Origin of the sequence: Paenibacillus sp. FSL P2-0173, assembly GCF_038008045.1 — a bacterium.
In the GTDB taxonomy this organism is placed as follows: Bacteria; Bacillota; Bacilli; order Paenibacillales; family Paenibacillaceae; genus Paenibacillus; species Paenibacillus polymyxa_B.
Window position 1 is genome coordinate 86,102 of the sequence record NZ_JBBOYK010000005.1, and the last position, 19,761, is coordinate 105,862.

The following is a 19,761-nucleotide window of genomic DNA, read 5'->3' on the forward strand; positions in this document are numbered from 1 at the left end:
ATCTGAATGATATCCGATGAGCCTTTGAATAACAGTAGTATTCATGATGGGGGAGAACATGATGAAAAAATGGCTGAGTGAAGCTAAAAAGCATCTGATGACAGGTATTTCTTACCTGCTTCCGGTTATTATTGCAGGCTCCTTGATTGTTGCCGTGTGTAAAATTATCGGTCTGACAATGGGTGTCACTGACTTTGGTCCATATGCTGACAAAAGTGGATTTCTTCATATTTTATACTTAGTCGAAAATGTAGGCTGGCGCGGAATTGGACTGCTAAACATGGTTCTGGCTGGGTATATCGCCTATTCAATTGCCGACAAGCCTGCACTTGCTGCAGGGCTGATTGGCGGCGTGCTGGCACAGGAGACGAATGCGGGATTCTTGGGCGCTCTTGTTGCAGGTTTTTTCGCGGGGTATGTCACCCTCTGGGTGAAAAACAAAGTGAAAATCACAGGTCCGGCCGCAGGTTCTGTTCCGCTAATTATTTTGCCGCTCATTACGGTAGGCTTAACCGGGATTCTCATGTCCGTCATCCTAGGTGGGCCGTTGAGCGCGATTAATGAAGGACTGGTCAACTGGATTAAGCATATGAGTGAGAGCGGAACCAGCACCTTGGCGCTAGCCTTAATTTTGGGAGCCATGATTGGGTTCGATCTTGGGGGTCCCGTCAATAAAGCTGCCTGGATGGCGGGAAATGCGTTATTCCTGTCGGGTGTGTATCTACCCAATATTTTCGTAAACATTGCCATCTGTATTCCACCGCTAGGCTATGGAATTGCAACCTTAATTCTGAAACATCGCTTTTCCAAAACATATCGGGAAGCTGGAAAAGGCTCCGTGATCATGGGCATTATCGGAATTACGGAAGGGGCTATCCCGTTTACACTGCGTAACCCTGCCAAGCTGATTCCATTAAATATGATTGCCTGCGCAGCAGGTGCAGCATTGACGGCTTTGCTGGGCGCACATGTCATCATGCCTCCAATTGGCGGTTTGTATGGCGCCATCTCCGTAGGTACTCCGTTTGCATATCTGGCTGGAGGGGTTACAGGCGCATTAATCATTGTGGCAGGAACCTTGCTCGTCAATTTCCGTGAGGAAGAACAGCAGCAGGCTGAAACGAAAGAGGCCTCTGTTAAGAAAAATGGAGAAGACATTGAGCTTGTATTTGACTAAATATCACTAGATAAAGAATAGACAGCATGGAGGGAGAACGAGAATGAGCCGTACGAAAGTGCATGTCATACCACATACTCACTGGGATCGAGAATGGTATTTTACCACTTCCAGATCCAAAGTCTACTTGGTGAAGCATGTGAAAGAAGTATTGGATGCGTTGGAGAATGGGGACGGTTTTAAATACTATCTTTTGGATGCCCAAGGGTCCTTGCTTGACGATTATACCCGCTGGTGCCCGGAGGATGAAGAGCGCATTCGCCGTCTGGTAAGCGATAAACGCCTGATGACCGGGCCGTGGTATACGCAGACGGATCAATTGGTGATTTCCGGTGAATCGATGGTCCGTAATCTGTATTACGGTATGGAAACGGCGCAGAAATATGGTCATGCCATGAAGGTCGGTTATGTGCCGGATGCCTTCGGCCAGTCGGCGCAGATGCCGCAGATTTATCAGGAGTTCGGTATTCGGCATTTTCTATTCTGGCGCGGGGTAGCCGATAATACGAATCCTAAAACCGAGTTTTTGTGGAAGGGGTCGGATGGCAGTCAGGTGTTTGCGGTACAGATGCCGTTTGGCTACTACTATGGTGGGAATATTCCAGAGGAAGCGGGAGAACTTGAGGCGTATCTCGACAGCCAGATCGGTGCGCTGGAAGAAAAAGCGTCTACCCGCCATGTTTATTTTCCCAACGGCTTCGACCAAGCACCTATCCGCCTGAACTTGCCAGAATTGATTCGCACATTCAACGAGCTGGACCCGGAACGGGAATATGTGATGAATGAGCCGGAACGTTTCCTTGAAGAGATTGAAAAGGACAGCAACGACCTTCCTGTACTGAAAGGAGAGCTTATGGAAGCCAAGCATATGCGTATTCATAAGTCGATTTTTTCCACACGAGCTGACCTTAAGCAGCAAAATAACGAGATTGAACATTTAATCGTGAACACGCTGGAGCCTGTACTGTCGATCAGCCATGCACTTGGGCATGAATATCCACATTATATCGTGAAGGATATATGGAAGCTCTTGTTTGAAAATGCAGCCCACGACAGCATTGGTGGATGCAATAGTGATACGACGAATCGGGATGTGGCTTTTCGTTATAAACAGGCGCGAGATATCGCGGAGAATGTATTGGAGCTGCACAAGCGACTGATCGCGTCGAAGATTAAGCAGGAGGAGACTTTTGCCTTCACCATCTTTAATACGTTGCCTTACCCGCGCAAGGGAGTGACAGAAATTGATGCTTACTTGCCGGAAGGAAGCTTTGTCATTCGGGATACGAACGGTCAGCAGCTTTTGTATACGATTACCGAGAAAGTGGAACAAACAGACTACGTGCTCGGTCAGCATATTGATCTGAATCCGAGCAAAAAGGTGTACCTGCCTGAGCGTGTATTCCGTGCCAAGTTGTTGGTGGAGCTTCAGGAAGTACCTGCTATGGGGTACACACAAATTATATTTGATTTTAGTGCAACAGGGGATGCAACAGCAGAACGTAGCAACGGAAAACATATTGAAAATGAATTCTATAGCATAGCCGTACAGGAGAACGGGGCATTAAGCATCACGGATAAAATTTCGGGACGTGTGTACTCAGATCAGATGGTGTTCGAGGAAAACGGAGATGATGGAGATTCCTACAACTATTCTCCACCGGAACGTGATCTTACAGTTTCTTCGCTTGGTACTGATGTGGAGACGATAACATCCAAAAGTACGGTATCCGAAGAATTGTCCCTTCGGATGAAACTGAAGGTTCCGTATGATTTAAATGAGCGTTCCGCTGCTGGGACTTCAGCTGAGTTGCCACTGCAGGCATCGGTCTCCTTGCGGAAAGGTGAACGCCTGATACGTTTCTCGGTGGATGTGGACAACCGAGTGCTGAGTCACCGTCTGCGGGTGCTATTTGATACCGGGATTGCCTCTAAGCTATCTATTGCAGATCAGCCGTTCGGAGTCATTGCCCGTCCAACTACGCTGGAGGAAGTAAAGGTATGGGAACGGGAGCAGTGGACGGAAAAGCCGATCACCATTGAAGCTATGCAAAGCTATGTTGCATTAAACAATGGTTCCCATGGAGTAGCCGTGATGACTGAAGGAGTAAGGGAATATGAAATCATTGGACATGAACATGATACAATAGCGCTGACGTTATTCCGCACTTTTGGTTATATGGGCAAGGAGAATCTGCTATACCGCCCGGGTCGTGCCTCAGGAGAAAAGATCGTAGAAACGCCAGATGCACAGCTGCTCGGTGAGCTTTCATTTACGTTTGTTCTACATGTCCACGAGTCCGGGTTTGATGAGGCGGGCATTGCTCAAGCGGCCAAGGAATATTTAACACCATTGTCCAGCTACCAGCTGTCTGATTTTCTGAACGGCCGTTTAATTTTTGCCTTCCGAGACGAAGAAAGAATATTTGAGCAAAACTATAGCCTGTTATCTTTTAGCAAGGATTCCAATGTAATCTTGAGTGCATTCAAGAAAGCAGAGCATAGTGATGGTTATATCGTCCGTGTATTTAATCCTTATTTAGAGAAAAATGCGACTGCACATATCACATACAGCGAATCGGCCCATTACGAGTTGGTTTCGCTGGATGAGCGTTCGAAGGGAGAAACATTGGTTTCGTCCGATACGGAAGGTGCACAATTGCCGGAATTGCAGCATTGCAAGCTGTTAACGGTACTGGTAACCCCGGAATTGAACTAACGTGGAAGCAAAATACGGTTTATCGGAAAGGAGGTCTTATATCTACATGATTTTTCCCTACAAACGCTTGAAAAAGCTGTACCAGCTCGTCAGTGGAAATGATCAAGGCTGGTCTTGGACCACCAAAGCGCTCGCTGAGCGGCTGGAGGTAACAGAGCGGACCATCCGCGATGATCTTAAGAAGCTGGACAGTATGCTGAATGAATATGGAGCATATCTGGAATCCAAGAGGGGTAGCGGCTATACGATTAGGGTTGATGATCGTGAGAAATACCATTTTTTTGCGGATGAAAGTCAGGAAGAAACAGAAGTAAGTCAGCGGCTACCGGGGGCTCCGGAAGAGCGCATACGGTATGAGCTGTTCAAGCTGCTGAATGCGAGGGAATACGTGAAGATGGAAGATCTCGCCGATGAGCTATATATTAGCCGGGCCACGATGAATAATGATTCTAAAATCATCCGTCGGATTCTGGAGGATTATAGCCTTACTCTGCGCACCAAGCCGGGACATGGTGTAAAGGTGATTGGGGAAGAAAAGAGTATTCGTTACTGCCTGGCTGAATATGCTGACGTCCGCGATGAAGAGGGACAACGCAGCGACATGCCCTTGGAACAACAACAGCTGTTTCAAGGATTGGATCTACCGCAAATCCGGACAATTATTCTAAAGCATTTGCGGAGCGTTGGGACCAAAATGGCTGATTTGGCGCTGAAAGATCTCATCACTCATTTGGCGGTCATGGTGCTGCGAGTGAAGGAAGGACATGGTTTAGAACGCTTTGAGGCGGTGGTGGGCAGTCCGCGGGATATTGAATTGGCTAGCGCCATGCTGAGGGAGATGGAAGAGGCCTTTGGCATCACCTGTCCAGAAGGAGAGTTCGATTATGTTCTGCTGCATGTCGTCAGCAAAAAGATGGCCGAAACCGAGTGGGAGCGCCTCCAGTCCGATCGTCTCTTCTTAGCAGTGCGCGGGATGCTGACATTCGTCTACGAACGCTTTACCTATGACTTGCGTGACGATGAACGGCTGTCCAAGGATTTATTTGTACATTTGAAGCCAATGCTGACCCGGCTGGAGCATGGTATGAACATGCGTAATCCACTGCTTGGACATATTCGCAAGTATTATCCGCTTGCCTATGAAATCACAGTTGGTGCGGTAAAAGAACTACAAAAATCGTTTCCGTACGACATCAACGATAACGAAATCGGTTATTTGGCACTTCATATCGGGGCTGCATTGGAACGCAAATACAATATCCCTCATCGACGTCGTAAAACCGTGTTGCTGGTGTGCGGCTCCGGCTACGGAACCGCCCGGATTCTAGAATCCAGGCTGCGTTCGCTGTTCGCTGAGCTGGATGTATCCCGAGTGGTTTCACTTCGGGAATACGAGGAGATGTCCACCGTCGATGAGGACCTCGTCGTTTCGACCATTCACTTACAGCAGCGTAAGGATAAACCGTCCGCGGTGATTAGCCCGATTCCTTCGGAACGGGATATGGAGACAATGACGCGGATGGTACGGGCCAGCGATGAGGAGCAGGAAACTTCACTGCTACGGTATTTTGACAAGCAATGGTTTATGACCCGATCCGATCAGCCGAGCAAAGATGCCCTGATTGAAGAAATGAGTGGTATTTTAAAGCAAAAAGGAGTGGTGACTGACAAGTTTTTGCCAGCAGTCAAAGAAAGAGAGAAGCTGGGCTCTACTGCATTGGATCGAGGGATGGCCATCCCCCATCCCCTGGAGCTAAGCTCTAACCGAACGGTCGTAAGCGTGTGCTTGCTGGAAAATCCAATTCCTTGGGATGCCAACCATGAGGTTCATGTGGTATTCCTGCTTTCAATCTGCAAAGAGGACTACGAACAGGCCATGGGGATTTATGATTTGTTTGTAGAACTGATCCGCCAAGAAGAGACGCTGGAACGATTAAAGCATTGCCATTCCTTTGATGCCTTTATGCTAATCGCCCGTCAGGTGCTTGCAGTCAAGAGCAATGATTACCATTGAACCTAAAAAAGAGATCATTCGTGATCTCTTTTTTAGGTTCACACATGTAGTTTGGAAGAGTGGAGCTCGATTAATAAAGCCAGCTGATTCAACGAAAATTTATGATTAACCATATCTACAGTAAAGTCTTCGGCTGCTTTCTGATCCATTTTAAATTGAAAGCCATTGTAGCGCAAAAAAATGAGTAATGCAGTAAAAGCTGTTCGCTTGTTTGCATTGTGAAAAGGATGGTTTTGCCCTAGGGATTCGAATAATGCAGCGGCTTTGCTGAATATTGTGGGGTACGCATCTTCACTAAAAGCTGATGATTGAGGACGTAGAACAGCAGACTCAAGTAGACTGGTATCTTTGACGCCGATTTGTTCGCCTTTGCTGTATCTTTCAATCATAGCGACATTAATAGCTATAACTTCTTGAATGGTTAAGAAACGAATGCTGCTCATCTATCCTTAAGTCCTTTAAGGGTTTCGTCATATGAATCCATTACTTGAGAAAGATTTTCAAGAAAATCATCACTTAACCCTGAGGGCAGAGTTATTTTGTTCGATTTTTGTATAATGATTTGTCCGCTCTTGTGATCTACTTCAACCTGAACTGTATCTCCTTGGCCCAGTCCGAGCTGCTTAATGGCTTCTGTCATAGTAATCCCTAAGCTATTTCCGAATTTAGTAATTTTACGTTCCATTCCAATCACCTTACCCATCTCTTTATCCTCCTTATTATACTATTCAACTGTTATAACAATTATACATGGTTTCAGGGTATATAAACATATACTTTTTAATTCAACTTATATCTGCTAGAAAAATAGATTGTCAGGCTTTTATTTGGTAATCTGGGGTAAGGGTTTAAATGGTTGCAGGTTATATTATTACTTCATGAAAAGGGGCGAGCGAGATGCTACAACCACTATTAAAGGATGAACTGACTCGAATACTGGAAGGGCATTCACTGGATGAAGATTTAAAAGAAGAGATTCATCAGGAAGCTCAAGCTGCTATACAATTTCATGTGGAGCATGAGGAAAATTACGAACACATTGGAAATAGTCGGATCGCCGGCTATCCAGATCTGCCACCCACGATGGAGTGGCCGTGTGATTCAGACGGAGAATATTATACGTTTATTGCTCAAATTAATTTGGGCGAGCTACCTTTTTCACCATTTGAGGGATTGCCTCATCAGGGCATACTTTACTTTTTTCTTGGGCTGGATGAGCCCGCCTATGATATTGACCATAAAATCTTTTACTATAACGGTGACAGCAGCGCTTTGAAGAAAACCTTGCCACCGACCGGGAAGGTTGAAGTATGTGCTGAGAACAGGGGTTTCACATCTTATGCAATTTCTTTTCAGCCGATTGTTACCCTGCGGTCGGAGGGTGAACTAGGAGATGTTCTTGTAGATCAGTATGAAGAGCTGTATGAGCTTGTTTGTGAACAAAGTGACACGGTGTGGGGTCAGCATCAATCTTTTGCCGGGAACACCCTCCGGGATGCTTACCTACGCCGAAACGGGCTAGAGGGTCTTCTGTTTAACTGGCATAAGAGTGAGAGTCAGATTCATAAGGAAATCGAGCAAGCTATGCATAGGGAAAGTACGGATTATGCGGAGCATTTACGATCCGAAGTGCTGCCTCAGCTGCAAGAATATCAGACGAATCGAGAGAAGCACGATCGAGCTTCGGAAAATTGGCATGTTCTGCTCTCGGTCTCTTCTTTGGACGAGGTTGGTATGTGCTGGTGGGACGCAGGGTATTTGGAATTTTTGATCGATCAAAGAGACTTGAAGAACCTTGATTTCACGCGAACGTATGTTAATTTGGCAACGAGCTAGCTAAAGTTCTAGACTGGGAAAATAAAGTATTAAAGCGACGTTGTTTTATTAAGCTAACGGGCAGGTTAGTTTAACTCCAGAAACAAGAATAGGGAACAAGTGTTCTTTACATGTATTATATATGAGTATATAATCAAAACGAACCGGAGATCTGGTTTGCTTGATAAAACAATGTAGATTCTTCTTTAGTGTAAGAATATTATAAATAAATCAATTTTGGAGGGTCTGTATGCCATATTGTAAAGTCAAGAATGCCAATATATATTACGAGGAAATTGGTAAAGGCAAACCAATTGTAATGATCCATGGTTTTACACCAGACCATCGGTTAATGAGTGGGTGCATGGAACCGATATTTGAAGATAATCCCGATTGGCGTCGTATCTATCTTGACCTGCCTGGAATGGGACAAACAAAGGACTACGATCAAATATGTAATTCAGATGATATGCTAGAAGCAGTTATAAATTTTATTGAAACTCTTGTCCCAAACCAAGATTATCTCATAGCAGGCGAATCGTACGGTGGATATATTACAAGGGGAATAATTAATAGACATAAAGATCGTATTGGTGGAGCTGCTCTGATTTGTCCATTAATTATTCCTGAACACAAAAGAAGAATACTGCCCGAGCATTTTGTTGTTCATTGTGATCGCGAGTTTATGGGCACCTTAAGTGAAGAGCAAATAAGTGATTTTAGCGCAAATCAAGTCGTTCTCAATGAATATAATTGGAAAAGGTATTCTGAAGAGATAGTGGCAGGTTGTAAGATCGCTGACTACGATTTTCTTAGCAAGATTCAAAGAAACTATGGATTTTCTACCAATATAGATAAATTAGTTTTTGATAAACCAACAGTATTTACCCTTGGGCGACAAGATGCAGTCGTTGGTTACATAGATGCTTTTAGAATTTTAGAAAATTATCCTAGAGCAACCTTCGTCGTTTTAGATCGAGCAGGGCATAATCTTCAGATTGAACAGGCTCTATTATTTGAGTCACTTATGCGTGAGTGGCTTGAAAGAGTAACAGAGTTTGGATTTTAGTTTTATATTAATCCATGGAACTAACGGGAAACGTTGATTCAATGAAACAACGACAACCTAGGACTTTATTTTCTGCTGACAGTATGATTGGAATGATAAAATACAAAAGCCCTTCCAGCTTTAGCTTCTCATGAGGGAAGCAGCGGAAGGGCTTTTGTTATATCTACTTGTCTATACAGTGAGCGTGCTTATTTATACTCGTTGCACGGTAAATTCGAATTCCAGCTTTTGATCGGCTGTAATTTGGTATTCTTCATGTACCGGAGCTCCCCAGCTATCGTCACCGCCTACGCCCATTTGTTTACCGGCTATGGTGACAACGGTGTAATACACGTTTGGTAGCTCATACAGATGGTAGGCACTTTCCAGCTCAAACGCTGTAAACGGCGAAATATTGCATTCCACAGGTGCGGTGGCAGGAGCAGTAATGCGAATACCACGCTGAGAATCGTCGGTAATATCGACACGGCGCACGCCTGTACGGTTGCCGGATTCCTGCGGTACGACATACCCGGATACGTTATCCGCAGCTTCGTTGTGGAATACGCCTAGTCTCGCGCCAAAGGCACGGTCGATGTAATTCTCTTCCGGTCCCATCGCGTACCAGTCCAGATGGCGGTAGTCCGCCGGAACCTTGAACGAAAGAGCAAAGATCGGCAGGTTAGGCAGTCCTGAGACGCCTTCATAAGTTGATTTTACGTTCAGACTGCCATCGGCAAAGACGGTATAGGCCACTGTTACCTGTACGTCTGCATGAATACTTAGCGTGTAGCGGAACGTAACAGTCACAAGGTCTGTCTGCTCCTGCGTAACCTCGATGCCCACGCATTTGCGTGTCAGACTCGCAGCAAACCAGCCACCGGCTTCGAAGCCCAGAGCAGTTCCCCGATCATTGTCTGTGGTCGCCCGCCAGAACAATGGGGCAGGAGGCATGGCGATCATCTCACGTCCGGCGTAGCGAAGTGAATTCAGGCTGCCTGCTCCTTTGGAGAACATGATACTGAAATCTGCACCGTGAACGCCAATGTTAACATCGCCACGCACCACTCGCAAGGCACCGCCCGTAGGGATCTTTAGCGGATTTGGATCTTCCACAATGAAAATATGTTGTCCGAAGGCTACTTCATGCCCAGCCTCAGCCCAGAGCGTGGATTCTTTCAAAACTAGAGCGGTGTGAATGACGTACTCACCGGGCTTTCCGTCCGTAATGGGGAACGTCAGTGGAATATAGGCTTCGGTCTGAGCCGCCACATCTACATGAATGGCATTACGTACGATTTCTTGGCCTTCATGCAGTAGACTGTATACTAGCTCATAGTCGCCCGTTCCCTCGAACAGGTTTTCGTTGCGAATGGTCACACCTTTGGTATCCGGGATGAGCTTCAGATTTTGATATAGGAATTTGACCTCCTGCATCTTCGGCGAAACCTTCCGGTCCGCATAGACAATTCCGTCCGTACAGAAGCCATAGTCTGTAGCACGGTCGTCAAAGTCGCCGCCGATCGCGAGGTACTCGCGTCCGTAGCGATCTTTTTTCATAACAGCCTGATCAATATAATCCCATATAAAACCGCCCTGGTACAGCTCGTATTTGTTCTCCAGCTCGGTATACTTGTGCATGCCGCCTACGGAATTACCCATCGCATGCATGTATTCGCAACTGATATACGGCTTTTGCGGATTGTCGTTTAGATATTGCTCGATATCTGCGGGTTTGGCGTACATCCGGCTCTCCATATCGCTGGTATCATCGTACGTACGGTTGTGAAACACGCCTTCGTAGTGTACCAAACGGCTCGGGTCGGTGGCTCGGAAATAGTTGGCTACATTGCGCAGCACTTCACCTGCATATGACTCATTGCCGCAGGACCAAATCAGAATGGACGCATGGTTTTTGTCCCGTTCCAGCATGGAAATGGCGCGATCCATGACGATATCCTGCCACTCAGGCAGATTGGCGGGAATATTCCACGATGGCTCGACGGCGCCGAGTTTTTGCCAGGAACCGTGTGTTTCCAAGTTCATTTCATCAATTACATAGACCCCGTACTCATCGCATAGCTCATACCACAGAGTCTGATTTGGATAATGAGAGGTGCGAACAGCGTTCATATTGTTCTGCTTGAGCGTCCGGATATCCCACAGCATATCTTCACGGGAAATCGCACGTCCGGTGCGAGCGTTAAATTCATGGCGGTTCACACCTTTAAAGACGATGCGTTTGCCGTTCAAATGCATGACCTTGTTTATCAGCTCAAATTTACGGAAGCCAATTTTTTGTGGAATGACTTCCACGAGCGATCCACTGGCATCATAAATTTGAATGAACAACGTGTACAAATAAGGTTTCTCCGCGCTCCAGCGCTGCACTTGCTCCAAGGCTGCTGACAGCGAAGCTGTGCCATCAGTAAAGTTAGCTTTCAAAGAAGCTACAACATGGCCGGCAGCATCTTTCACATCGACAGTTGCATAGGCCGTTGCCGGCTTTTCCAAGGTCAATTTCAGCTCCAGAAGGCCCTGCGTGTAGGAAGCATCCAGATCCGCTTTGGCATGTAGGTCACGTACGTGAAGAGTAGGGATGGTATAGAGATATACGTCTCTGAAAATACCGGAAAAACGCCAAAAGTCCTGATCCTCCAGCCACGCTCCCGTACTTCTTTGATATACCTCTACTGCCAGCTTGTTTTCGCCTGCTTGCAGGAACGGTGTCAGTTCAAAATCAGACGGTGTAAAGCTGTCCTCGCTGTAACCGACAAATTGTCCGTTCAGCCATACATAGAAAGCCGACTCGACGCCTTGGAAAGAAATGAACACAGGCTGCGCGTCCGAAGCCATATTTTCCGGCAAAACAAAGCTTTTGATATAGCTCCCGACCGGGTTGTGGTCCTCCGGAATATGGGGTGGACGAACGTCCGAATGTCCGTCCCATGGATACATCGTATTCACGTACTGCATTTGGCCAAAGCCTTGCGTCTGAATGTGACCCGGTACCTGAATATCGCTCCAGCCGCCATACTCAAAGCCAGGGGCATAGAACTCTACCGGACGGCTGGCTGGATTCGTTGCATAGTTAAACTTCCAGCTCCCATTCAGGCTATGACGCCAAGCCATATCAGCTTGCTGCTCCGCTTCTTGAAGCGTAGCGTAATATTTGTGATCGGAATAGGCGGGCAGCCGATGTACAGCAAATTTGGTTACGTCGGTCAGCCAGTCCAGACTAGGGGTATGGATGGTCAAGGCGAACACTCCTTATTTTTAAAATGAAATGGAGATATTACACAGTAATTTGTTATTTTACCGAACCAACCATGCCCGCTACAAAGTGTTTCTGCATCAGGAAGAATACCAGTGCAGTCGGCAGTGTGGACAGGACAATGGCGATCATGATGACACCGTAATCCGGTGCATAGCTGGAGCCAAGGTTCGAGATCAACAGCGGAATCGTTTGATTCTCCGGCGTTTGCAGCACAATCAGAGGCCAGAGGTAGTTGTTCCAGCTGGACATGAATGTGATGATCGCGGCAGCGGCATAGGTTGTTTTCATCGTGGGCATATACACCCGGAAGAACAGACCCAGCTCAGATAATCCATCCATACGACCTGCTTCCAGTAGATCTTTTGGAAACATCTTGGTGCTTTGACGGAAAAAGAAGATCAGGAACGCTGTAGTTACGGTCGGAATGACGACAGAAGAGAGTGTATCAATACCGATCCACGGTATGACATTAGAAATACTGCCGAACATCCGGTAGAGCGGGATCATGATCGCCGCAAACGGAATCATCATAGACATCAGCAGGATATTGAAGACAACGTCTTTCGCTTTACTTCTGTAAATTTCAAAGCCATAACCGGCCAGTGATGCGATTAGCATAGCCAGCAGCGTAGTTGAGATGGAGACTTTTGCAGAGTTACTTAGTGCGGTAACGATGTCTACTTTTTCAAGCAAATTGTGCATGTTATCCATCAGATGGGAGCCAGGCAGAAGCTTGCCTTTGGTCACATCGACCGACAGGTTCGTGGAGCTGGATAGCATCCAGAGGAACGGGAAAATCGAAACGAACGACACAATGATCAGAAAGGCGTACGTAAATGCTCTTTTTGTTTTCATCATTTTTTCTCACCTGCCACTTTGAACTGGATAATCGACAAGATAATGATCATAATGACGATGGAATAAGATACGGTCGCCGCATAACCAAAGTCGGATGAATATTTGAAGGAGAGATTGTAAATATATTGCGAAATTGAAGATGTTGCGTTCCCTGGCCCACCCTTGGTAATATTCATAATTTCATCGAAGAGTTGGAGTGTACCAATCGTTGATGTAATCGAAGTGAACAGGATAATCGGCTTAAGCAGTGGAACTGTAATGCTGAAAAACTGTCGGATAGGGGAAGCTCCGTCAATACGGGCCGCTTCGTAGATGGAACTGTCAATGTTCTGAAGACCGGATAGGTAAAAGATCATATTATAACCAGTCCAGCGCCATGTGATCGCGATAATAATTGTAACCTTGGCCCAGAAAGGATCTGTAATCCATTGGATGGGCGTGCCAATCACGTGCAGATTCAGCAATAAGGAGTTTACCAGACCGTCAGACGAGAACAAGTACTTGAAGACAACCGAATATGCTACAAGGGATGTGATACACGGCAAGAAGATAGCTGTGCGGAAAAAGCCCTTGAATTTCAGGTTTTTATCATTCAACAATACCGAAATGAACAGAGCCAGAATGACCATCAAAGGTACCTGGAAAATTAAATAGATAAACGTATTCTTCACGGCGGTTATAAACATTTTATCGGTGAAGAGTCGCTTGTAGTTATCAATGCCGTTAAAGCTCAGATTAGACCCTGTACCTGTCTTAAAGGACAAGATAAGCGCCTGAATCATCGGATAGAAATAAAAAGCGGCGATCATGATCACTGCGATGGATATGAACAACCATCCTGTCATACCTGCTTTGAGACGTGTTGTAGTTATTTTGGGCGCGGCTGTCTTCATACCATGTCAACTCCCTGTGCAGCAATAAAACCTTGAACTCGCAAGCCCAAGGTTTTAAGTGCTTATCGTTTTATTGTTTAGCCTTGGCTAGATGGACTGTCTTATTTAAGCTGTGCTTCCGCCTGTCCTTGAGCATCTTTCAGAACTGCGTCTACATCTTTTCCGTTCAGATAGTTTTGAATTTCAACGGTCATGATATCCTCAATGGCATACGTGTGCAGGCCATAATTGACTTTTGGAACTTGCTTAGTCCATTCTGCAAATTTCTTGTATACTTTGTCGCCTCCGAAGTACGGATCTTCCACGTCATAAGCTTTACCGCTGGAAGCTGCGTTCAATGAACCGACAATTCCAATTTTGCTCAGCATATCTTGATACAGCTCTTGATCTGTTCCGAATGTCTCTTTCAGGAAATCAGCAGCGGTATCTTGACCGTCCGAGTTAAGGACATACCAGGAGCTGCCGCCGAGGCTGGAAGCATTCACGGATTCAGGTATATTTTTCAGCTTAGGGAAAGGAACAACGGCCCATTTACCCGATTGCGAAGCTTCTGCTTTGATCGAAGGTGTAATCCAGTTACCTGTAGGTACGGAAGCAACTGCACCGCTGTTGAATGCGGCCAGGAACTGACTCCAGTCGGCATTCATTTTAACAATGTTAGCGTCGAACAAGGATTTGTACGTCAAGAGCGCTTCTTTCAGAGCTGGATTACCAGCCAGGTTTGGTGTTTTACCGTCTTCTTTCAGGTACCATGAACCTGCAGTTTGGATCATACCACGGATCAGACCGAGGTCATTTGGATCTTGAGTCAGCATTTCTTTGCCTGTTTTTTGTTTTACGGCTTTACCAATTTCAATAAATTTGTCCCAATCAATATTAGTCAGGTCCGCTACTTTGTAGCCGGCTTGTTCCAGATAATCCGTTCTTACATACAGTCCCATAACACCGGAGTCGAATGGAACACCATACTGCTTGCCGTTGTAGCTAGTCGGTCCGATTTTATAATCAGCGAAGTCGGTTGCTTTGATCGTGCTGCTCATATCATGGAAAGAATCGGGATAGGCTTGCAGGAAGTTCTGTGCCCGATAATCCTCGATCAGAACCACGTTCGGCAGTCCTTTGGTAGAACCGGAGTTAAGACCGGCATTCATTTTTTGTACGATATCGTTTTGAGCATATTCAACAATGTTTACGGTTACATCTGGATGTTTGGCAACGTAGCGATCTTTTGCCAGCTTCAGGGCTGCGATATTAAAGTTCGGGTCCCAAGCCCAGACGGTGATTTCTTTTTTGCCTGAATCTGTGGTAGTCGCTGCTTTCTCGGAATTGCTGGAGCATGCGGATAGCAAGATCAAGCTTGCAATCAGCAGAAGGAAAGTCATTTTTTTCATTTTGTTCAACCCCTACTCTTTTTTTATATGTTGCTTGCTAGTTCTAAACCTCTTGAATGAAAGCGGTTACCTTATTTATAAATCTAGTGTACCATCCATACTTTGTCGGTGTTAGGAATATCTTTATATGGATTGGTCTTATTATTATGATTTATCAAAAAAGGTACCGCTTACATTTGTGTTTTGTTTTGGTTTAGGTACTTTTTTTAGGTTGAAGCTCAGTGTATAGATTTATTTAGTGGAGTCGTTGTCGTTTGATTTCAAAATCAATGGCAGTGTCATTCTTACTTTGGTGCCCTCGCCTTTTTTACTGGAGATGGTCACGCCATATTCTTCTCCATATAAAAGGGTAATGCGGTTGTGCACATTCTGGATGCCGATGCCTGTGAACAGTTGGCGCTTGCTCTTGGGATTCGGAAGTCCGTCTTGCGCCGTATGCCCGTCCAAATCCATACCGTCTCCATCATCGACCACCTCACAGATCAATGTATCCTCCGTTTTGGACACCAATATATAGATGTGTCCTACGTTTTTTTCATTAAACGCATGGAAAAAAGAGTTTTCGATAAAAGGCTGAATGATGAGCTTGGGCACATGGTACTCCAGACAATCGGGTGATACAAAATAATTCACTTGTACCCGCTGCCCGTAGCGCACATGGTTAATGAACACATAATTTTGCATGTTGGCCATTTCCTGCTCAATGGTGATCGTTTCACTCACATTGCTGATTGTATTTTGCAGTAAGGAAATGAGTGCATTGATCGTCTCGGCGGCTGTTTCCTTATTTCCTTTGAGCACCAGCATTTTGATCGAAGCCAGTGTATTGTACAGAAAATGCGGATTGATCTGCCGTTGTAGTGCAGCAAGCTCTGCGTTCCGTTGACCCTTTTGCGTCTCTAAAAGCTTACGGATATAGTCATTTAATTCATCCAGCATGTAGTTGTAAGCATGACTTAATTGTCTAACCTCATAGCTGCCCGTTACCGGGATATAATTATCAAAATTTTTCTCGCGTACGGTCGACATTTGCTTGACCAGTCGAGTCAGGGAACGAATCAGACGACGGGATATCAGAAAAACGATCACCAAAGCAATCAGTACGATAGCAATGCAGATCCATACAACGGATTTAACGTTAATAATTTGTCCAATCGCGGTTTGTCTGTCGATCATGTTCACCAGATAAAAATCAAATGAAGGGATATAGTTGGAAAGGAGGATACTTTCCTTATTCATCACATCCGCATTAATGTAGTTAAGCCCCTGTTCATTGATTTTTGTGGCATAGCCTAGCAGCTCACTGGAGCGTTGTCCGATCAGGTCCTGGCGGTTGCTCGATACAATCAGTCCCGACTTGTCCAAAATAAGCACATCATTGCCATTGCTTGTGAAATTGTTGTAGAAACGGCGAAATTCAGGTTCCCGGATAGCGATGTAGATCATGCCGTACAGGGTGCCGCTAGTCCGCTCCATAAATGGTTTGGAGGCGATAATATAGGGTGTTGGCTTTTGCGCGGTATTATTCATTTGTTGCTGAAATAATTCAGTATCCAATTGATACATAAGCTGTGCCGGTCGTGCTACACTTCGGGCTGTAATAGCATTGCTTTTAAGTTCTTCCGCAGTTACAGGCCAATAGGACGAGTCGGAGTAAAAGCTCCGGCCGTTCAGACCTGTTACAGCGACACCGACATCATAGGCATCGACGTTCGATTTAATTTGCTTCATTTGCTGTGCCATTCCGAAGTAAATTCTTGCCGAGTTAATCGAGTCAGATTGACCGCCAGTCAGATAGTTTTTGACCGTTCCATTTTCCGAAGCATGGGTTACGGCATTCACGATAGAATCATTGAAGGATTCAAAGCTGGATTGAATCTGGCTGAGTACCTTGGCATTTGTAATACTGAATGTCTCAGCAAAAAGTCGTTCAGACATCCGAATCGTCACCAAAGAGGTCAGCAAGGACACCGCAGTGATGCTGACCACCATAACAATAAAGATTTTGAAGAACAGACCTTGATATTTGATCTTATGGATGTATCTTTTCATATTCAATCTCTTTTCTGCTGGCAGATGTGGCTTACTCCCTAATAGAGATGCTCCCGGCGGTACTGACTGGGCGAGTAGCCCTTCACTTTTTTGAACACTTTGGTAAAATAGCTGGGGTCCGAATAGCCTACCGTGCTGCTAATATCCGAAATGGACATCGTCCCCGACCGTAGTAACTCCGCGGCTTTTTCGACCCGAATTTTGTTTAGATACTCGCTAAAACCCTCTGTATGGTGTGCTGTAAAATAACTGGACAAGTAGGAAGGGTTAAAATGAAAATATTGCCCAAGTGTCGTCAAATTGAGCGTTTCAGCATGATGCTCCTCAATATACTCCAGCAGTTTTTTCATGCTTGCGCTACTTCCTTGCTGCGTTTTAGCCATGATCTGTCTGTTCGCTTCCTCCAAAAAAGTCTCCAGAAGGCGCACGGCTTCATGTACATGAGGGGCATCATTAATTGTTTTGAAATAGGAATATTTCGCCGCATCCAGCTCCTTCATATCATACCCCTGATTCCCAAGCAAAATCGTAATGTTGAACACGATATTTCCGAGAAGCGATTTGAATTCAAAAGCGGTAGAGGTATAGTTGCCGGACATGGCGGCTACATAGGATCTCAAATCCTGAAAAGCTGTATCAAAATGCTCACGCTTCATCTCTTCTGTAAACTGTTTTAAGTTGAACGAGCTGTTCACCTGTATAGGCGGAGGGAGTTCGTCTTCTATTAGCAGCGCTGTTCCTGGGAAATAAAAGCGGTAACTCAGCAGTTTTGGCAGTTCATCCTGATAGACGTCACTAATCTGATTGAAGTCATCAAATAAATGGCTAACTGCCCAGCCTGTCTGTGGATCGACCCGCTTTGTCTCCTGAGCAACTTCCCTAACCGCAGCCATCCAGGCGTCTACTTCACGAGGATCAAGATTGGCTAAAAACACAGCCGCATAGACATCGGACGGCAGTTGTCGCAGTACGATGTGCTCACAGGCAGAGGACACTTGATCTGATAGCTTGGAAAATAGGTCCGAGGCAGAGATAGAGCGTCCTTTATTCTGCGGTGCTGACTGTTCCACGCCTATGAGCGCAAAACGGCTATAAGGAAATGCTTGCTTCAGCAACTCAGCGTCATAGTCCATGCTATACCCGGAGATCAGCTTTTCGATCACATGATCTATTGTAATTTGACTATTATTAGCATCTGCCTGATATTGAATGGATGGAATTTTGCGAGCGGTTCTCTGGAGTACTTGGAGCAACTCATCCGTGTCCAGCTTGGGCTTTAAAATATAGTCAGCAACCCCTTGCTGAAAGGTGGATCGCACGTAATTAAATTCACCGTAACTGCTAAGCACAATGACTTCGATATCTGGATAGTTCTGTCTGACTATGCGCGTCAGCTCCTCGCCATCCATGATTGGCATTACGATATCTGTAATGACAATATGAGGGCGCAAGGTTTCAATCAGCTCCAATGCTTCTTTCCCGTTAGAAGCCTCACCTACAATTCGAAATCCATACTGTTCCCACGATAAATGGTGTTTAATCCCTTGCCGTACCAATATCTCATCATCGACAATCAAAATGTTGCATAGCTCATTCATGGCAGCACTCTCCGTAATTATACCTATTCGAGGATTTTCCAAAAATCCTGATTCAAAAAAGACCTCCATCACGTGGACGTCATATCATCTGAGGCACATATTTGACAACGCTTCCAACTTAGCTTAAATCTAAAGCATTTAATCTTTACATGCTAACATAAACCACACGGGGATTCCAAAATAATTTAGTCCAAATGGCATATAAAACAACAAAAAAGGCAGCCGAGAAAATCTCGACAGCCTAAACGACCGGGATTACCTTATACAGTACCCCATGTCCGATCTCCCGCCAAATATTTTTCAGTCAAAATAGACAGCAGTTGAATACCAACCTCATTGTGTCCTCCCTCAGGAAGGATCAGGTCAGCGTATTTCTTGGAAGGCTCAATAAATGCCTCATGCATCGGCTTAACCGTAGTCAAATAGTGATCGTGAATCGAATGGATGGTGCGGCCGCGTTCCTCAATATCGCGAAGAACCCGACGGAGAATGCGCACATCAGGGTCAGTATCCACAAATACTTTGATGTCAAGCAGGCTGCGGAGCTTTTCGTCTGACAGCACATGCAGACCCTCCAACATAACGATGTGATTTGGCAGAAGCTCTACCGTCTCGTCCGTGGAGCGTGCATGAACCGTAAAGTCATACACTGGCGCTTGTGTCGCTTGTCCTTTTTTCAGACATTGGAGATGCTCAATAAGCAATTCGTTGTCAAAGGCAAACGGATGATCATAATTGACCAAAGCACGTTCATCATAACTCAGATGTGAATGGTCTTTATAATAGTTATCCTGAGATATGAAAGTCACTTTATTAGATCCCAGACGCTCAACGACGGCGCGTGCTACCGTCGATTTACCGGAACCTGTACCGCCGGCAATACCAATAATAAGCATGGCGTTTCACTTACCCTTCCCTA

The 19,761-nt window shown here is 45.5% G+C and carries 14 protein-coding genes; 5 read left to right on the forward strand and 9 right to left on the reverse strand.

Translation table 11 applies throughout. From position 1 onward, the window contains the following. Positions 1 to 61: 61 nt before the first annotated feature. From MKX30_RS23530 to MKX30_RS23540, 3 genes are read left to right on the forward strand one after another with little or no spacing between them, the layout of a single operon-like run. Positions 62 to 1,177, forward strand: a complete 1,116-nt coding sequence (locus MKX30_RS23530; protein ID WP_023986531.1) for a PTS fructose transporter subunit IIC — start codon at positions 62 to 64, stop codon at positions 1,175 to 1,177. Positions 1,178 to 1,220: 43 nt separating this feature from the next. Beyond that, positions 1,221 to 3,896: a mannosylglycerate hydrolase gene (gene mngB, locus MKX30_RS23535; RefSeq protein WP_076159860.1), complete on the forward strand. Its 2,676-nt coding sequence runs from the start codon at positions 1,221 to 1,223 to the stop codon at positions 3,894 to 3,896. 46 nt (positions 3,897 to 3,942) lie between these two features. Then, entirely contained in the window at positions 3,943 to 5,910 is a 1,968-nt protein-coding gene (locus tag MKX30_RS23540; RefSeq protein WP_341063620.1) for a BglG family transcription antiterminator, read from the forward strand. A 38-nt stretch (positions 5,911 to 5,948) separates the two neighbouring features. On the opposite strand, the gene MKX30_RS23545 is transcribed toward MKX30_RS23540, so the two are convergent. After that, the gene (locus tag MKX30_RS23545) at positions 5,949 to 6,353 is read right to left on the reverse strand and encodes a type II toxin-antitoxin system death-on-curing family toxin (protein ID WP_023986534.1); all 405 of its coding nucleotides are present in this window, start codon (positions 6,351 to 6,353) and stop codon (positions 5,949 to 5,951) included. Next, entirely contained in the window at positions 6,350 to 6,613 is a 264-nt protein-coding gene (locus MKX30_RS23550; RefSeq protein ID WP_013308294.1) for an AbrB/MazE/SpoVT family DNA-binding domain-containing protein, read from the reverse strand. Before MKX30_RS23550 ends, MKX30_RS23545 begins: the two co-directional genes overlap by 4 nt. A 194-nt stretch (positions 6,614 to 6,807) precedes the next feature. Between MKX30_RS23550 and MKX30_RS23555 the strand changes: the two genes are divergently transcribed. Then, positions 6,808 to 7,746, forward strand: coding sequence for a YwqG family protein (locus MKX30_RS23555; protein ID WP_053324402.1), 939 nt, complete (start codon positions 6,808 to 6,810; stop codon positions 7,744 to 7,746). A gap of 229 nt (positions 7,747 to 7,975) precedes the next feature. After that, positions 7,976 to 8,794, forward strand: coding sequence for an alpha/beta fold hydrolase (locus MKX30_RS23560; protein ID WP_264454293.1), 819 nt, complete (start codon positions 7,976 to 7,978; stop codon positions 8,792 to 8,794). Positions 8,795 to 8,986: 192 nt separating this feature from the next. On the opposite strand, the gene MKX30_RS23565 is transcribed toward MKX30_RS23560, so the two are convergent. From MKX30_RS23565 to udk, 7 genes are all read right to left on the reverse strand, one after another. Further along, a complete protein-coding gene (locus tag MKX30_RS23565; protein WP_341063622.1) occupies positions 8,987 to 12,031 on the reverse strand; it encodes a glycoside hydrolase family 2 TIM barrel-domain containing protein in 3,045 nt (1,014 codons plus the stop codon). 52 nt (positions 12,032 to 12,083) lie between these two features. Beyond that, entirely contained in the window at positions 12,084 to 12,908 is an 825-nt protein-coding gene (locus tag MKX30_RS23570) for a carbohydrate ABC transporter permease (protein WP_025722097.1), read from the reverse strand. After that, positions 12,905 to 13,801, reverse strand: a complete 897-nt coding sequence (locus tag MKX30_RS23575) for a carbohydrate ABC transporter permease (protein ID WP_013308301.1) — start codon at positions 13,799 to 13,801, stop codon at positions 12,905 to 12,907. Before MKX30_RS23575 ends, MKX30_RS23570 begins: the two co-directional genes overlap by 4 nt. Before the next feature lie 101 nt (positions 13,802 to 13,902). After that, positions 13,903 to 15,192 carry an ABC transporter substrate-binding protein gene (locus MKX30_RS23580; RefSeq protein ID WP_023986539.1) on the reverse strand — a complete coding sequence of 430 codons (1,290 nt, stop codon included), beginning with the start codon at positions 15,190 to 15,192 and terminating at the stop codon, positions 13,903 to 13,905. A 231-nt stretch (positions 15,193 to 15,423) separates the two neighbouring features. Beyond that, complete coding sequence (locus MKX30_RS23585) at positions 15,424 to 17,244, reverse strand: cache domain-containing sensor histidine kinase (RefSeq protein ID WP_341063624.1); 1,821 nt, start codon at positions 17,242 to 17,244, stop codon at positions 15,424 to 15,426. Positions 17,245 to 17,282: 38 nt separating this feature from the next. Then, positions 17,283 to 18,842: a response regulator transcription factor gene (locus MKX30_RS23590; protein WP_341063626.1), complete on the reverse strand. Its 1,560-nt coding sequence runs from the start codon at positions 18,840 to 18,842 to the stop codon at positions 17,283 to 17,285. 260 nt (positions 18,843 to 19,102) lie between these two features. Continuing rightward, positions 19,103 to 19,738, reverse strand: a complete 636-nt coding sequence (udk, locus tag MKX30_RS23595) for a uridine kinase (protein ID WP_013308305.1) — start codon at positions 19,736 to 19,738, stop codon at positions 19,103 to 19,105. Between the last annotated feature and the right edge of the window lie 23 nt (positions 19,739 to 19,761).

Coding starts and splice junctions, on each gene's coding strand:
- MKX30_RS23550 (WP_013308294.1), bottom strand. CDS start 6,613: ATGGGTAAGGTGATTGGAATGGAACGTAAAATTACTAAATTCGGAAAT.
- udk (WP_013308305.1), bottom strand. CDS start 19,738: ATGCTTATTATTGGTATTGCCGGCGGTACAGGTTCCGGTAAATCGACG.
- MKX30_RS23530 (WP_023986531.1), top strand. CDS start 62: ATGAAAAAATGGCTGAGTGAAGCTAAAAAGCATCTGATGACAGGTATT.
- mngB (WP_076159860.1), top strand. CDS start 1,221: ATGAGCCGTACGAAAGTGCATGTCATACCACATACTCACTGGGATCGA.
- MKX30_RS23575 (WP_013308301.1), bottom strand. CDS start 13,801: ATGAAGACAGCCGCGCCCAAAATAACTACAACACGTCTCAAAGCAGGT.
- MKX30_RS23585 (WP_341063624.1), bottom strand. CDS start 17,244: ATGAAAAGATACATCCATAAGATCAAATATCAAGGTCTGTTCTTCAAA.
- MKX30_RS23545 (WP_023986534.1), bottom strand. CDS start 6,353: ATGAGCAGCATTCGTTTCTTAACCATTCAAGAAGTTATAGCTATTAAT.
- MKX30_RS23560 (WP_264454293.1), top strand. CDS start 7,976: ATGCCATATTGTAAAGTCAAGAATGCCAATATATATTACGAGGAAATT.
- MKX30_RS23580 (WP_023986539.1), bottom strand. CDS start 15,192: ATGAAAAAAATGACTTTCCTTCTGCTGATTGCAAGCTTGATCTTGCTA.
- MKX30_RS23555 (WP_053324402.1), top strand. CDS start 6,808: ATGCTACAACCACTATTAAAGGATGAACTGACTCGAATACTGGAAGGG.
- MKX30_RS23570 (WP_025722097.1), bottom strand. CDS start 12,908: ATGATGAAAACAAAAAGAGCATTTACGTACGCCTTTCTGATCATTGTG.
- MKX30_RS23540 (WP_341063620.1), top strand. CDS start 3,943: ATGATTTTTCCCTACAAACGCTTGAAAAAGCTGTACCAGCTCGTCAGT.
- MKX30_RS23590 (WP_341063626.1), bottom strand. CDS start 18,842: ATGAATGAGCTATGCAACATTTTGATTGTCGATGATGAGATATTGGTA.